We start from the raw sequence: 14,605 nt of genomic DNA, 5'->3' as shown, positions 1-14,605 counted from the left end.
GCCCGGCCGGGCCCTCATGTGTCCTTACGTCCGGCTCATGGGATCGGCTCCCGTGTCCCGCCGTGACGCGTGCCGTGGCCACGGCAGTTGAGGACCGGACTGTGCCGTGGACTGCGACGCCGCGAGATGGTGTTGCAGATCGAGATGGCGGAACTGGTGGACCGCTCCCGACTGCCGCAGCACACCGTGTCGTTCGTGGGCGTCGGTGAGGAAGGCCGTCAGGTCCCGGGGCAGTCGCCGGCGCAGGGCAAGATGATGGCGGGCGAGGGCGTGGTGCCACCAGGCGTTGTGGCTGAGCGCGGCGGCGAGGCCGACGGTGACGCCGTAGGCCAGTCCCCGGTCGAGGATGTGCAGCGGGCTCATCGTGATCGCGTGTCCGTCCGCCGTGCCGCGGCCCAGACCGTAGGAGAGGCCGCCCTGGACGAGCTGGTCCACGCCGTAGCAGAGACAGAACGCGGCGCCCACCGCGAGACCGACGACGAGCCACAGCCGGCCGATGATTCTGCGGTCCTGCTCCAGGAACTCTGCGGGTACGACCGGTGCGGTCAGATCGGCGGGCTTGCCGGTGAGCCCGCGGGCCATGCCGACGGCGAGCCCGAACGCGCAGCTGAAGGCGACCATCGTGCTCAGGGGATAGGAGGACGTGCCGGTCAGCAGCGCCTGGACGCGCAGCACGGCCCAGTGGGTGACCCCGATCGCCGACCCGCTGGCCAGCCCCGTGGCGAAGCCCCGCCAGTCCCAGGCCCACCGCGTTCTGACGGTCGGCACGGCACCGTCCCGGTGCGCCGACAGACTGCTCGCCCGGCCACCCACGGCGCCACCGGCCACCGCGTAGACCGTGCCGGTGACGAGGGCGCCGACCAGCGCGGCCCGCGGGCCGTAGGTGAGGCGGTACGAGAACCACAGGGTGGCCCCGGCCACGAAACCGAGGGCGCACATCCGCCAGTTCCAGGCCCGGGCCGCCGCACCGCACCCGCGTACCGTCACCCTGCTGGACAGCGCGCCGACGATGCCGCCCGCGAAGCCGTAGGCGAGACCGTTGGCCGTCGTGGTCGCCGGCCACGCCGCCTGTCCCGTGACGAGCAGATGCGTCAGCCCTTCGGCGAGCCCACCGGTCACCCCGGCGACCAGCCCGCAGCCGATGCCGCCCGCGACCCCTCCGGCCAGCCCCGCGACGATGGCCGCCGGCGGTCCGGTCAGCCACCCGGAGTCCAGACCGCCGAGGAGTGCCGTGAGCCGGCCCGCCCCGGTCGCGGAGAGCCAGGCGACCACGCCGAGGACGATCCCGGTGACCGTCTGGGCGACCCGTGACGGCAGGGCGCGGCGCAGCTGCCACCAGGCGAGGTCGGTCGTGCCGCGCAGGTGCCGGGCCAGAAACCGCAGGGTGTGCTCGGCCTGTTCGGGGGACCAGCGGCAGGGGTGCACCGGATGCGTCCGGTAGGCGGCGGGCACGTAGGCGTCGAAGAGATGGGTGCGTACGGCCGCGGGATCGGGGAAGCGGCCGGGGTCGCACAGGTCCGAGGGGTCGGGGAGTGCGGCCGTCCCTTCCCCCGGCCGGGGGTTGTAGACGGTCCGGGCCAGGAACAGCATCAGTGGGGTTGTCAGCGCCCGGGCCACCGGGGCGTCGGTGCCGAGCAGCCGCAGCACCGGCTCCCAGCGGGCGTCCGCCGTCTGCTGGCCGCCGGCGTCACGGCGCAGATAGGCGGCGATGTCCGGTGCCTCCAGGGGCCGCAGCTCCACGGTGGCGGCCCCGACGAGGCGGACCGGGACCCCGTCGGACGGGGCCAGCGTGGCCTCGTACTCCGTGCCCCGGCTGGACAGCACCAGCGGATGGCCGGGCGGCAGGGCGGAGTTGACGGCGTCCAGCGCCTGGGCGCGGAACCGCTCGGGGATCTCGTCGAAGCCGTCCAGGATCGGCAGGACCAGCCGGTGCTCCAGCAGCAGCCGGGCCCTGTCGACCCGCCCGGCGCGGTCCGCGGGCCCCGCCTGCGGGGTGCCCAGTCCGCTGTAGTCACGCGCGAGCTGTTCCGCCATCCAGGACTCCAGCGGCTGCTCGGCGGGGTTCCACGAGGCGGGGGAGAGGAGCACCGGGACCGGGCCGCCCTCCGCACGGTCGGCGAGCAGGGCCAGCAGCAGCCGGACCAGCAGCATCGTCTTGCCGCTGCCGGGAGCGCCCAGGACGACGAGCCGCCGGGTCGGCACCCGCTCCAGGAACACCTCGGTGATCTGCCCGCCCGTACCGCACAGCCCGGCGGGGTCGTCGGGCCGGCCGGAACGGGCATCCGACCGCTCGGCCGTCTCGCTCGGCAGCACCCACGGTTCCTGGAACCGGTCGTCGGCCGGACGCCAGGAAACCGGCAGCGGATAGGGGTCGTTGAGCCGGCGCACCCCGGCCTCCGCCTCCCACTGGCGTCGTACGGCCACCGCCAGCCGGTCCGCGACCGCCGCCGGTCCGTCACCGTCCGCCGTGTCCCGCTGCTCGGCCCGGAAGGTCGCCCAGGACAGATACGTACCGCCCAGGGAGGGCAGCAGCGCCGCCACCGTCTCGGCCATCCGCAGGTCGAAGCGGACGGTCACTCACACCGCCGCGGCCATGCCGCCCACCGACAGCAGGAGATAGAGCAGACCGACCCGTCGCGTCCGCCGACCAGTTCCCATGGCCGGGATTCTCCGGGCGCGGAACCGCCGTACCCGCTGGAACTGCGCTTCCGCCCCACGGACGAGTGACAGTCAGTGCCTTGGGGGCGCGGTGCTCTCCCTCAGCGCGAGCCGGGTCGGGACCAGGTCGGTGCCCGGCGGGGAACCGCCCGGGGTGCGGATCTGCTGGAGCGCCTTCTGCACACAGCGGTGGCCCACCTCGGCGAAGTCCTGGTGGACGGTGGTCAGGGGCGGCACGAAGTACGCGGCCTCGGGGATGTCGTCGAAGCCGACCACGCTGATGTCGTCGGGGACGGTACGGCCGCGCTCGTGGAAGGCGCGCAGCAGCCCCAGCGCCATCTGGTCGTTGGCCGCGAACACGGCCGTGCAGTCGGGCTGTTCGGCGAGCGCGAGCCCGGCCGCGTACCCCGACTCGGCCGACCAGTCGCCGTGCACCTCCGGCGGGACCGGACGCCCGGCCTCTTCCAGCACCGCGCGCCACGCCTGCGTCCGGCGCTGCCCCGAGAAGGACGACTGCGGGCCGGTGACATGCCATACGGTGCGATGGCCCAGGCCGAGGAGATGCTCTACGGCCCTGCGCGCACCGTCCGCCTGGTCGGTGTCGACCACGGTGTGGCGGTCGCCGGCGTCGGAGTCCACGACCACGGCGTGGACGCCGGGCGGGAGTCGGACCGTGCCGGCGTCGAGGAGGCGGATCTCCATGATGACGATGACGGCGTCGACGGCCAGCTCCCCCATGCGGGTGAAGGCGCCCAGCATGTTGTCCTGGGTCGGGACGTCGATGGGGATCAGGGTGATCGCGTAGCCCTCGGCCGCCGCGTGGGTGGCGATCGCCTCCACGGTACGGCTGTTGCCGGTGGAGGAGAGGCTGAAGAGGATCACGCCGATGGTGTTGAACTGGCCGTAACGCAGGGCGCGGGCCGCGCTGTTGGGCCGGTAGCCCAGCTCCCGCATCGCCGCGAGCACCTGTTCCCGCGTCGAGGCGATCACCGCGGGATGACCGTTGGCGACACGCGAGACCGTCTGGGACGAGACGCCCGCGAGCGCGGCGACATCCGCCATGGACACCCGCTGCTTACGGCGCCCGCCGGGTACGTCGGAGCCACCCCGTTCCACCACTGGCGCCTCCTCGGATCGGCTGTGAGCGCTGTTGCACGGCGCATCGGATGGTACGTGTGGGAAACCTTGACGGCCGCTGGGGTGGATGTCACGATTCCGGCGCCGAGCATGTTTACGTAAACATGCCGTCGTCCTGGAAGGGTATGTCGATGCGCAAGACGCCTGTCAGCACTCGCCTCGCCCCCCGACCGCGCACCGCTCTCGCCGTGGTCGCGGTCGCCGCCGTCACCGGCGCCACCCTGGTGGGCAGCCCGGCCTCCGCCGCGCCGAGAACCGACACCACCCAGTTCAAGGGCGTCAACTGGGCCGACCCCCGCGACAACTTCGCCGACGACCTGCTCCAGCTGTCCGGCCTGTCGACCTCGGACACCTACCGCGAGACGTACACCAAGTCGAGCCGGATCATCGCGGCGTTCCGCGCGAACCTCGGTGCCAACACCGTCCGGCTGCCGATCAACCCGTACACCGTCAACGGCTCGTACTGGAAGTCGTACCGCGGTGTCATCGACGCGGCGACGGCGCAGGGCTTCAAGGTGATCGTGTCCTACTGGGAGGGCACGGGGGAGCGCAAGGACGGCTACATCGACGACACCGCGACCTACTGGCCCATGTGGGACACCGTGGTGAAGACGTACAAGAACAACTCGAAGGTCTACTTCGAGCCGATGAACGAGCCCCACGGCTACACCGACACCGAGTGGGCCGACATCGCGGCGAAGTGGCTCGACACCTACGCGAAGGTGCCCCGCAACCGGGTCTTCGTCAGCGGCGCCGGCTACAACGACCACGTGACCTCGGTCTGCGCCGACCCGCGACTGAAGGGCACGTACCTGTCGCTGCACCACTACGGCTTCTGGAAGTCGTACGCCACCTACGACGAGTGGGTCGCCGACCTCAAGGTGCGCATCGGGGACTGTGCGAACCGGACCGTCGCGGACGAGTTCGGCGCCCCGATGACGACCGGCCTGAACTACAACGTGCCGACCCCGGACGACAACTACGTCAACTTCGTCCAGGCCGTCACCGACGTCTTCCGCGAGCTGAGGATGGGCTCCGTGTACTGGCCGGGTCTGCGGACCGACGACACGTACTCGATCCAGAAGCTGACCGGCGACGCGGCCAGGCCCTGGCTCACCACCACCAACCGGTCCGGCGCGGACCGCCTCGCCTGGGCGTGGGGCCGGGGCAGGCCCGTCCAGGACTGATCCGTCCCGCACGGTGCCTGCCTGGCGGATCAGGTCGGTGTCGCGGCATCCGGCACGCGAATCCGCCGCCGGTCGCCAACTCCCGGCTTGGCTCGGAATGGGGGAGCCCCATCCCGCTCGCTCGCCCGGCTCGGTCGGCAGGTGTCGTCCCCCGCAGTCCGCCTGATGCCGCCGGACAGGCTCTACGCGGCGCGGGCCCGGTGGCGGCGGACCGCGTCGCGGTTGGCGCAGCGCGGGGAGCAGTAGCGCTGTCTGCCCGTGCGCGAGGTGTCGGCGAAGATCGTGGTGCACTCCGTCACGGCACAGCGCCTGAGGCGGTGCACACCGCGTCCCGCGAGGTGGAGTGCGGTACCCACGGCGATCAGGGAGGACAGCACACCGCCGAGGGGCTGTCCCTCGTCGCGGTAGTGCAGATGCCAGCCGGTGCCGACGTGATTGGTCATCCGCGGGTAGGCGGCGGCCGCGGCGAGCATCCGGTTGACCAGCTCCGCGCGCTCGTGCTCGTCCGTGGTGTCGACGACCTTCTCCCAGGCGTCCAGTACGAGCGCTGTGCGCTCCAGGTCCTCCGGCGTGGCCGGACCTTCCACCACCAGACCGGCGGCACGGCAGCGGTCGGTCAGTTCCCCGGTGCTCGCCGGGCGGCGGTTGGCCAGGTCGGCGGCGAGATTCACGGCATCCTCGCCGTAAGGGTTGAGGTGCATAAGGGCATTACATCAGGGTCGTGGTCATGGGACAACGCACCGAACCCCGATCCGGCGTACGGCAGGCCGTGGAGTACGACCTCGTCGAACTCGTCCGTCTGCGGACTCTGTTGTTCGAGCACCTCGGAGGCGACTTCTTCGACCCCGCGACGGCGGACGACGGCTGGCTGGACGCCCTGGCCGTGGTGCTCAAGGAACAGCTGACCGCCGACACCGTCCGCATCCTCGTCGTGGACGGCGCCGACGGCCGCCTCGCCGCCTGCGGGATCGGCACCGTCGAGCAACGGCTGCCGGGACCGCATCTGCCCAACGGCCGGATCGGACAGGTCATCGGCGTGGTCACCGACCCCGCGCACCGGCGACGCGGGCACAGCCGCGCGATCATGCGCGGCCTGCTCGACTGGTTCCGGGACCGCGAGGTCGCACGCGTGGACCTGTACGCCTCCGCGGCGGGCGAACCGCTCTACCGCGAACTCGGCTTCACCCCACACCCCGACCCCGCCCTGTACCTGCGCCCGTGAGACACGGCGCACGTCATCGACGGGCCGTCCTCGCCGCCTCGGACTTCGTCCATACGATCGGCAGCGGCCCCCATCTGACCGCCGGAGTCCTCTGCTTCACGCAGGCCGCGCCCGCAGCCGTCCGCCGGGCCGTGATGAACCAGGCCGGGACGAACCGGGCCGGGTTCAGCCGACCGTTCGCAGATACGCGCCGAGCCGGGCGATCGCCGAAGGGTTGCGCGGGCTCTCGACCAGGTCGACGTAGTCGAGCGTGAAGATGCGCTTGTGCTTGACGGCGGAGACGTTGCGCAGCGGGGCGTAGGAGAGCAGGAACTTCTTCTTCTGCTCCGCGCTGACGTCCCCGTAGTCGCAGATCACGATCACGTCGGGATTCCGCTCGACCACGCTCTCCCAGCCGACCGTGGTCCAGGAGTCCGGCACGTCGTGCATGACGTTGACGCCGCCGGCCTCGCTGATGATCTGGTCGGGGGCGGCGTAGCGGCCGGAGGTGAAGGGCTGGTCCTGGCCGCTGTCGTAGAGGAACACCGTGGGCTTCTGCGCGGGCGCCTCGGCATGGACGGCGGCGACCTCCTTCTTGAACCCGGAGATCAGCGTGGCCGCGCGCTTCTCGACGCCGAACAGCTTCCCGAGGTTGGTGAGATCGGTGTAGAGGGCCTGAAGCGGCGGCATGATGCCGCGCGAGGTCTTCGTCCGGCCGTTGCGGCAGGACTCGGTGAGGATGTACGAGGGGATGCCGAGCTTCTTCAGGGCGTCGGGGGTGAAGCCGGCGTCCTCGCGGAAACCGTAGTTCCAGCCGGCGAAGACCAGGTCGCCACGGACGTCGAGGACGTTCTCCTTGGTCAGCTGGTCCTTGGAGAGCCACTTGACCTTGTCGTAGCCGTCCTTCCACGGGACACCACCGAGGTCGCCCTTGTCGTCGGGCATGGCGAAACCGGCCATCCGGTCCTCCAGGCCGAGCGCGAACATCAGCTCGGTGATCCCGACGTCGTTGGTGACGACGCGCTCGGGGACCTTGTCGAACGTCACCTTCCTGCCGCAGTTGGTGAGGGTGACCGAGGACGACTCGGCGCCCTTCGAGGCGGTCTCCACCGAAGCGCCGCAACCGGTGGCGGTCGCGGCGAGACACAGGGCGGCGGCGAGCAGTCTGCGCATGGGGGTCCTGACAATCTCTTGGAGCCTCAACGGGCTGTACGGGCTGTACGGGCTGTACGGGCTGTACGGGCTCTGCGGTCTTTACGGTCTTTGCGGGCTTTATGGGAGCAGGTCGAACAGGAGCTGGACGGCACCGGTCTCCGGATGCCGTACGGGATGCGCACGCACCCCGAACACCTCGGCGAGCAGGGCTGGTCGAAGCACATCGTGCGGCGGTCCTGACGCGACGACCCGGCCACCTGCGATCACGTACAGGACGTCGCAGTGCGCGGCGGCCAGATTGAGGTCGTGCAGGGCGGCGAGCACGGTCACGCCGCTGGCGCGCACCAGGGACAGCACGTCCAACTGGTGCGCGATGTCGAGGTGGTTGGTGGGTTCGTCGAGGACGAGCACCCGGGGCCGCTGGGCCAGGGCGCGGGCGATCAGGACGCGCTGCTTCTCCCCGCCGGACAGGGCGAGGAACCCCCGGTCGGCGAGGTGCTCCACACCGGTGCGCCGCATGGCCTCCGCGCAGATCTCCGTATCGGAGGCGGCCGTACGGTCCCGGTGCGGCAGCCGTCCCATGGCGACGACTTCGGTGACCGTGAAGTCGAACTCGGCCGACGACTCCTGCGGCAGCGCGGCCAGCACCCGGGCGGTGTCCCGGGCCGGCATCGCGTGCACGTCCTCCCCGTCGAGCCGGATCACGCCCCCGGCGGGCCGCAGCGCCCGGTACACACAGCGCAGCAGCGTCGACTTGCCGCTGCCGTTGGGGCCGACGAGCCCGACGAACGCCCCGCTGTCCACGGCCAGTCGCAGGTCGTCCACGATCCGGGCCCCGGCGATCTCGACCGTCACGTCCTCGATGTCGAGCCTCATCGTCAGCGGCCTCCGAACGCGTAGCCGCCGCGCCGCATCAGCAGCAGGAAGGCGGGCACACCCACCACGGCGGTGATCACTCCGACGGGCAGTTCGGCGGGCGCCAGCAACAGCCGGGACAGCACGTCCGCCCACACCAGCAGGACGGCCCCAGCGAGCGGCGCCACGGCCAGCACCCGCCGGTGGTCGGCGCCGACCAGCATCCGTACGACATGCGGCACCATCAGCCCGACGAACCCGATGGCCCCGCTGACCGCGACCACGGTCCCCGTCACCGCGGCGGTCACGAGGAACAACTCCCGTCGCAGCAGGGTCGGCCGGACACCCAGCGCGGCCGAGGTCTCGTCGCCCATGGCCAGCGCGTTGAGCGACTCGGCCCGCCGGCGCAGCCACGCCCACCCGGCCGTCACGGTCACGGCGACGAGCGGCACCTGCGCCCAGGTCGCCCCGCCCAGACTGCCCAGCAGCCACATCAGCGCCGAACGGGCCGCCTCACCGCGTGCCGCGCCGAACACCATGACCGTGGTGACCGCCTCGAAGCCGTACGCCAGCGCCGTACCGGTGAGGACCAGCCGCAGCGGGGTCAGCCCGTGCGGGGACCGGGCCACGGCGTAGACCAGGACCATCGCCGCGAGCGCCGAGGCGAACGCCGACACCGACAGTGCCCAGATCCCGAGCCCGGCGAACGCGCCCAGCAGGATGACCGCGTTGGCGCCCACCGCCGCGCCGGAGGAGATGCCGAGTACGAAGGGGTCGGCGAGCGCGTTGCGGACCATCGCCTGCACGGTCACGCCGACGGCCGCGAGCCCCGCCCCGACGACGGCACCGAGCACGACCCGCGGCAGCCGTATCTCCCAGACGATGGTGTACGCGGCGACGTCGTCGGCGTGCACGGTCCCGCCGGTCAGCCCGGCCCACAGGAACCGGAGGACCTCGGTCCAGCCGATCCCGGCGGCCCCCAGCCCCACCCCGCCGACCAGGGACACCAGGAGGAGCAGTGCCGTCCCGGCCACCAACGGGGCCAGGGGTGTTCGGCTCGGCGTGGGACTTCGGCGCACGGTCGGGGCGGTCCTTGCCTGGGGCCGCCTGAGAGACGTCGTCGAGGCCGGCCCGTACGGCACGACGGCCGCGCGGTCCCCCTCTCGCAGTCCACGGCGAGCAGTGATCGGGTCGCACCACCCACGGGCGATCGGGCTCACGCGACACACCGTCGCGCACACCGTTGCGGGTCAGCGCCGGACTCTCACCGGACTTCCCCCGCGGGAGGCTCGGGGAGCGTAGCAAACAGCGGTGCCCACCGGCCGTGGGGGTGGGCGCGGTCGTGCCCCGTGCTCGAACGGCCGCTCGTGGTGGGGGAGTTGTGGCGGCACGACCCGAACCGGCTCAGGCGCGCAGCACGACGCGCTCCCGGGGCCGGTCCCCGCGGAAGGCCCACCTCAGGTCCGGCTCCATGACGAACCGGAACGCCCTGCGCACGGGCGGGGTGCACAGCACGGTCACGACCGCGGCCGCGAAGACCGTGACGACGATCTCGCCGAGCGGCTCGTACACCCACGCGGGGTCGTACCAGCCCCAGTACTTGGAGCCCTGGGCGACGAAACCGTGCAGCAGATAGCCGTACAGCGTGCCCGCGCCCAGCGCCGTGAACCACATCCGCCGCCCGGGCACCCAGGAGAGGAAGCAGGCCACCAGCAGTGTCGAGCAGGCGAAGACGACCAGGGTCATGAACGGGCCGTACCAGGCGGGCGCACCGAGTTCCTGGGCGCTGTCCCGGTGGTAGAACCAGGCGCCGCTCAGCCGCGGCACCGCCCAGTACGCCAGCGCGAGCGCCCCCACGAACACCGGTACCGCGGCGATCCGCGTCCTCCAGCGCCGGATCAGCCGGAAGTGCTCCGGCTTCAGGCACAGGCCGAGCACGAAGTACGGCAGGAACTGCAGGGTGCGCTGGAGGTCGAAGTCCTCGCCGATGGACGGTGCCGTGGTCGCCAGCATGGCGACGGCGAGGGCGAGCGGCAGCGGCCACCGCACGGAGCGCCACACCGGGGTGGTCAGCCGCCAGATGAACAGCGCGGCCAGGAACCATGTCAGGTACAGCGGCTCCTGAAGGCTGACCGGGCGGTCCGGCACGCCGTCGGTCCACCGGGTGTAGAAGGTGTACGCCGTCTCGAAGACGACGTACGGGACGGCGACCCCGGTCACCAGCCGCCTGAGCCGCTGCGGGCTCGCGTCGAAACTCCGGGAGAAGTAGCCGGCGATCACGATGAACGCGGGCATGTGGAAGGCGTAGACGAGCATGTAGAGCGCGGAGACCGCCCTGCTGCCGTCGCGCAGCGGCTCCCACGCGTGGCCCGTCGCCACCAGCACGATCGCCAGGTACTTGGCGTTGTCGAAGAACGCGTCCCGCTGTTTCACGGGCTCGGTCCGCGGCGGCGTGTCCTGCGGCGGTGTCCTGGGTGCGAGGTCGGCGGCCGGGCTCACCACACCGCCCCCTGCGCACCGCGCAGGAAGTCGGCCGATACGTGTCTGACGGAAGTGGCTGCTGTGATGAGTACCTGGGACATCCCACGCGCCTGACCACTTCCCGGCGCGGCAAACCTCTCAGGCCGCCGGACGCACCAGCCCGGACTCGTAGGCGAAGGTCACCGCCTGGACGCGGGCGCGGCCGCCGATCTTGGCGAGGATGTGGCTGACATGCGATTTGACGGTGGTCGGCGCGATGGAGAGCCGCGTGGCGATCTCGGCGTTGGACCAGCCGGAGGCGACGGCGGTCAGGACGTCGCGCTCCCGCTCGGTGAAGGTGTCGAGCCCCACGCCCGACGCGGTCGGGCCGACGGGCTGCAACTGCCGGACCGTGTCGATGAGAGCGCGGGTCAGATGAGGGGTGATGACCGAGTCCCCGGTGGCCACGACGCGGATGGCGGCGATCAGTTCGTCGGGGGTGGCGTCCTGGGGGAGGAAGCCGCCGGCTCCGGCGCGCAGGGCGGCGTAGGCGTGTCCCTCGTCGCTGGTGGGGGTCAGGACCAGGACGCGCGCCGGACGGACGGGCTGGGCCGCCACGGCGAGGGCCGGCGGGTGTGTGATCCGGCGGATGACCTCGGGGCCCTCCGTCTCATGGATACGGCCGTCCAGCAGGACCACGTCCGGGCGCAGCACGGCGGCCAGCCGGACCGCGTCGGTCCCGCCGCGGGCTTCACCGGCGACGGTCAGATCGGGCTCGGCGGCCAGCAGGATGCGCAGGCCGTGGCGTTGGAGGGACTGATCGCTGGCGATGAGTACGGAGGTCATGCCGGCCCCTTCTAAACGAAACCGTTTCGTTCACCTGGGCCTCAGCGTACCCCTCCTCCGGCATCGAAACGAAGCCGTTTCTTTTGTGGTGTCGATCACCCCGTCCCGGAGGGCTCGCCTCAGAGGAACGGAGTCCCCGCGTCCAGCCCCGACAGGACCCGCCCGTACAGCTCCAGGTTGGTCGCGGGATTGACGAAGGAGTGGAGATTCAACGCCTGCACATCACGCACGGCCCGCTGGATGGGGACCTCCCGGCGCAGGGAGGAGGCGCCGGACGCCGACGCGATGAGATCCACGGCCTCCTTGCACAGCCGCGCCACATAACCGGCCTGCGCCCGGATCCGGGCGCGCTCCTCCACCGTGAACGGCTCACCGGCCTCGATCCGGGTGACGAAGTCCCCCGTCATCAGCTCGGCGCAGGAGATCTTCATCGCGGCCTCGGCCGCCTGGAGATGGGTGACGGTGGCCTCGTTCTGCCGCTCGTGGAAGGTGTACGTGATGCCCCGCCGATGGATCCGCTCGGTGAACCCCGCCAGGGCTCCCCGGGCCACGCCGAGCGCGTGGGACGCGGTCCAGACGCAGAACATCAGCAGGACGGGCATCCGGTAGAACGGGTCGTCGGCGTGGGACTTCGAGGGGAACTCACCGGCCAGCAGCGGCCCGACGGGCAGGATCCGACGGGCGGGTACGACGACGTCGTGGGCGACGACGCTGTTGCTGCCGCTCCCGGCCAGCCCCGAGACGTACCAGTCGTCGAGCACCTCCAGCTCCGCCATGGGCACGGCGGCCCACAACACCTCGGGCGGCCCCTCACCGGACTCCACCCGCGCCGTCAGCAGATGCCAGTCGGCGTCCTGGCAGCCGGTGGCGAAGCCCGAGGTGCCGTTGACGACATAGCCCCCGTCCGTCGCGACCGCCGTGGCGTCCGGGACGAGGGTCCCGCCGACCCTCACATCGGGGCTGGTGAAGATCTCGTCCTGCGCCTCGTCGGGAAAGAGCGCGGCGATGAAGGCGCAGCCGGCCTGGATCAGCGCCGTGAACGCGGTCGAGCCGCACGCGGCGGCCACCTCGGCCAGCGCGTCGACCTGAGTGCCCGGCCGGGTCTGGTAACCGCCGTACCGCCGGGGCACGTTCATCCGGTACACCCCGGCGTCCGTCAGCGCCGCGAGCACCTCGGCCGTCACCCTCCTGCGCTCCTCGGCGCGCAGCGCGTGCTCGCCGATGAGCGGCCGGAGCGCATGGACACGGGCGACGAGATCCGCGTCGGAACGGGGTGCCGGCATGGGTGACCTCCGGGGAGCCTCGCGGGAACCCACACGGTTACGCGGATCGCCTCCCTCGTCAATGGCCTTTCCCGCACGGGGAGTTGAGGGGATCATTCCGTCAGTGGGTAGTGGCAGGCGGTGAGCCGGCCGGAGGCCGTGGCGGTGAGCCGGGGACGCTCCTCGGCGCAGCGCGCGCGGGCGTAGGGGCAACGGGAGCGGAACGGGCAGCCCGACGGCCTGTCCGCCGGGTCGGGCACCTCGCCGGTGAGGACGATGCGCTCCCGGACCCGCGCGCCGGAGCCGTCGTCGATGTCCGGGACCGCCGACAGCAACGCCTGGGTGTACGGGTGGGCCGGGGACTCGTACAGCGCCTCCGTCCCGGCGAGTTCGACGATCTCGCCCAGATACATGACGGCGATCCGGTCCGACACATGGCGGACCACGCCTGGTTGTCGGCGCCGAGGAAGTAGTGGGCGGGGTCCCAGGTCGGGCCGATCGGGGTGACGCCGAGGCCGAGGCCGGTGCTGCTCGGGGTGAGCACCGGCACGGTAGTGATGTGGCCAGGTTGGGGACGACTGCTGCCCGCCGACCTTCTTGAACGCGAGCAGCCCGTCGTACATCGACTGGTACAACTGCCAGTACTGGAGCGTGTAGTTGACCTGCGGGTCGAGGGTGCCCGCGGCCGCGTGGGCGACGAGCTTCAGGGTGCCGCCCCGGTGCTGCGGCTGGAAGGCGGAGGTGCCGGCGCCGGAGGAGGCGCTCGGGTCCGAGGACGGGCCCGGGTCGGAGGACGAACAGGCGGCGGCGGTCAGCGCGAGGGCGACGGTGGCGGCGGCCAGCGCCCCTCGTCCGGCGGTACGGGTCAGCGGCGGGGTCATGGCGGGCAACTCCCGGGATCAGTCGGTGGAGTCGAGGAACTCGCCGACGACCCGGAGGTAGAGCTCCTCCTCCTCGACGTGCGGCATATGGCTGGAGTGCTCGAACATGTGCCAGCGCACGTCGGGAATGTGGTCGGCGAAGGGCTTGACGGTGTCGGGGGTGGCCTCGTCGTGGCGCCCGGACACCAGCAGGGTCGGCACCTCGACGAGAGGGAGCCGGTCGATGACGGACCAGTCCTTGAGGGTTCCGACGACATGGAACTCGTTCGGCCCGTTCATCGTGTGGTAGACGGTCGGGTCGGCCGCGATGTTGTCCCAAGTGGCCTGCACCTCGGGAGGGTTGGGGGTGAGGCGGCATACATGGCGGTCGTTGAAGACCTGCTCGGCCGCCCGGTAGTCGGGGTGGTCCGTGGTCCCGGCCGCCTCGTGGGCGTGCAGGGTGTGCTGGACGTCGGCGGGGAGCCCGGCCCGCAGTTCGGCGGCGGCCCGGAGCCACAGCCCCATGGACGCGGGGGAGTTGGCGATGACCAGGCCGCGCAGCCCGGGCGGCCGCCGTACGGCGTGCTCCGCGGCGAGCATGCCGCCCCAGGACTGGCCGAGGATGTAGTAGGCGTCGGCGATGCCCAACTCCGCCAGGAGACGGTCGAGTTCGTCGAGGAAGAGCTGGACCGTCCAGAAGTCGGCGCCCTTGTCGGGCAGATGGCTGGAGCGGCCGGTGCCGAGCTGGTCGTAGTGCACCACGGGGCGGCCCTGCCGGGCGATGTTCGCGATGCTGAGCGTGTAGTCGTGACCGGCGCCGGGTCCGCCGTGCAGGACCACCAGAGGTGTCCTGCCCGGTCCGCCCGTGATCCGGTACCAGGTGGACCAGCCGTTGAAGTCGACGGTGCCGGTGTGGTTCGGTTCGGGGATCGCCACGGTGAGGCCTCCCAGAGCGGCCGGAAAGGATCAGCCGCTGTCTGAAAA

At 71.7% G+C, this 14,605-nt stretch carries 12 protein-coding genes, 1 pseudogene and 1 riboswitch; of the genes and pseudogenes, 2 read left to right on the top strand and 11 right to left on the bottom strand.

Annotated features, from left to right (window positions below):
- Positions 1-24: 24 nt before the first annotated feature.
- Together HLK59_RS01400 and HLK59_RS01395 are read right to left on the bottom strand one after the other, a co-directional pair.
- A complete protein-coding gene (locus tag HLK59_RS01400) occupies positions 25-2,577 on the bottom strand; it encodes an NACHT domain-containing protein (RefSeq protein WP_171139281.1) in 2,553 nt (850 codons plus the stop codon).
- 153 nt (positions 2,578-2,730) lie between these two features.
- The gene (locus HLK59_RS01395; RefSeq protein ID WP_346779618.1) at positions 2,731-3,777 is read right to left on the bottom strand and encodes a LacI family DNA-binding transcriptional regulator; all 1,047 of its coding nucleotides are present in this window, start codon (positions 3,775-3,777) and stop codon (positions 2,731-2,733) included.
- A gap of 149 nt (positions 3,778-3,926) precedes the next feature.
- On the opposite strand from HLK59_RS01395, the gene HLK59_RS01390 reads away from it, so the two are divergent.
- Complete coding sequence (locus HLK59_RS01390) at positions 3,927-4,982, top strand: cellulase family glycosylhydrolase (RefSeq protein ID WP_171139280.1); 1,056 nt, start codon at positions 3,927-3,929, stop codon at positions 4,980-4,982.
- Between the two features lie 182 nt (positions 4,983-5,164).
- Here the strand turns inward: HLK59_RS01390 and HLK59_RS01385 are convergent, their stop codons facing one another.
- Positions 5,165-5,683 (bottom strand): CGNR zinc finger domain-containing protein, encoded by a 519-nt coding sequence (locus HLK59_RS01385; protein ID WP_171139279.1) that lies wholly within the window; start codon positions 5,681-5,683, stop codon positions 5,165-5,167.
- Between the two features lie 26 nt (positions 5,684-5,709).
- On the opposite strand from HLK59_RS01385, the gene HLK59_RS01380 reads away from it, so the two are divergent.
- On the top strand, positions 5,710-6,204 hold the full coding sequence (locus HLK59_RS01380) for a GNAT family N-acetyltransferase (RefSeq protein WP_171139278.1): 495 nt from the start codon (positions 5,710-5,712) through the stop codon (positions 6,202-6,204).
- A gap of 165 nt (positions 6,205-6,369) precedes the next feature.
- Here HLK59_RS01380 and HLK59_RS01375 read toward each other — a convergent pair whose 3' ends face one another.
- The 8 genes and pseudogenes from HLK59_RS01375 to HLK59_RS01335 form a co-directional block, all read right to left on the bottom strand.
- On the bottom strand, positions 6,370-7,356 hold the full coding sequence (locus HLK59_RS01375) for an ABC transporter substrate-binding protein (RefSeq protein WP_171139277.1): 987 nt from the start codon (positions 7,354-7,356) through the stop codon (positions 6,370-6,372).
- A gap of 99 nt (positions 7,357-7,455) precedes the next feature.
- The gene (locus tag HLK59_RS01370; RefSeq protein ID WP_171139276.1) at positions 7,456-8,214 is read right to left on the bottom strand and encodes an ABC transporter ATP-binding protein; all 759 of its coding nucleotides are present in this window, start codon (positions 8,212-8,214) and stop codon (positions 7,456-7,458) included.
- A 2-nt stretch (positions 8,215-8,216) separates the two neighbouring features.
- Complete coding sequence (locus HLK59_RS01365) at positions 8,217-9,272, bottom strand: iron ABC transporter permease (protein ID WP_171139275.1); 1,056 nt, start codon at positions 9,270-9,272, stop codon at positions 8,217-8,219.
- 125 nt (positions 9,273-9,397) lie between these two features.
- Positions 9,398-9,472, bottom strand: a riboswitch (cobalamin riboswitch).
- 125 nt (positions 9,473-9,597) lie between these two features.
- Positions 9,598-10,692, bottom strand: a complete 1,095-nt coding sequence (locus HLK59_RS01360; protein ID WP_346779617.1) for an acyltransferase family protein — start codon at positions 10,690-10,692, stop codon at positions 9,598-9,600.
- 120 nt (positions 10,693-10,812) lie between these two features.
- Positions 10,813-11,499 (bottom strand): response regulator transcription factor, encoded by a 687-nt coding sequence (locus HLK59_RS01355; RefSeq protein ID WP_171139273.1) that lies wholly within the window; start codon positions 11,497-11,499, stop codon positions 10,813-10,815.
- A 119-nt stretch (positions 11,500-11,618) separates the two neighbouring features.
- The gene (locus tag HLK59_RS01350) at positions 11,619-12,782 is read right to left on the bottom strand and encodes an acyl-CoA dehydrogenase family protein (RefSeq protein ID WP_171139368.1); all 1,164 of its coding nucleotides are present in this window, start codon (positions 12,780-12,782) and stop codon (positions 11,619-11,621) included.
- A 92-nt stretch (positions 12,783-12,874) separates the two neighbouring features.
- Positions 12,875-13,210, bottom strand: a pseudogene (locus HLK59_RS01345) (ABC transporter ATP-binding protein); the annotation flags it as partial.
- A 450-nt stretch (positions 13,211-13,660) separates the two neighbouring features.
- Positions 13,661-14,557 carry a proline iminopeptidase-family hydrolase gene (locus HLK59_RS01335; protein WP_171139272.1) on the bottom strand — a complete coding sequence of 299 codons (897 nt, stop codon included), beginning with the start codon at positions 14,555-14,557 and terminating at the stop codon, positions 13,661-13,663.
- Positions 14,558-14,605: the final 48 nt, after the last annotated feature.

The sequence above is a fragment of the Streptomyces sp. S3(2020) genome, assembly GCF_013044505.1.
In the GTDB taxonomy this organism is placed as follows: domain Bacteria; phylum Actinomycetota; class Actinomycetes; order Streptomycetales; family Streptomycetaceae; genus Streptomyces.
Note: the sequence above shows the minus strand (reverse complement) of the source record. Positions and strands in the feature narration are given on the sequence as shown.

Coding starts and splice junctions, on each gene's coding strand:
- HLK59_RS01355 (WP_171139273.1), bottom strand. CDS start 11,499: ATGACCTCCGTACTCATCGCCAGCGATCAGTCCCTCCAACGCCACGGC.
- HLK59_RS01370 (WP_171139276.1), bottom strand. CDS start 8,214: ATGAGGCTCGACATCGAGGACGTGACGGTCGAGATCGCCGGGGCCCGG.
- HLK59_RS01385 (WP_171139279.1), bottom strand. CDS start 5,683: ATGCACCTCAACCCTTACGGCGAGGATGCCGTGAATCTCGCCGCCGAC.
- HLK59_RS01375 (WP_171139277.1), bottom strand. CDS start 7,356: ATGCGCAGACTGCTCGCCGCCGCCCTGTGTCTCGCCGCGACCGCCACC.
- HLK59_RS01390 (WP_171139280.1), top strand. CDS start 3,927: ATGCGCAAGACGCCTGTCAGCACTCGCCTCGCCCCCCGACCGCGCACC.
- HLK59_RS01350 (WP_171139368.1), bottom strand. CDS start 12,782: ATGCCGGCACCCCGTTCCGACGCGGATCTCGTCGCCCGTGTCCATGCG.
- HLK59_RS01380 (WP_171139278.1), top strand. CDS start 5,710: ATGGGACAACGCACCGAACCCCGATCCGGCGTACGGCAGGCCGTGGAG.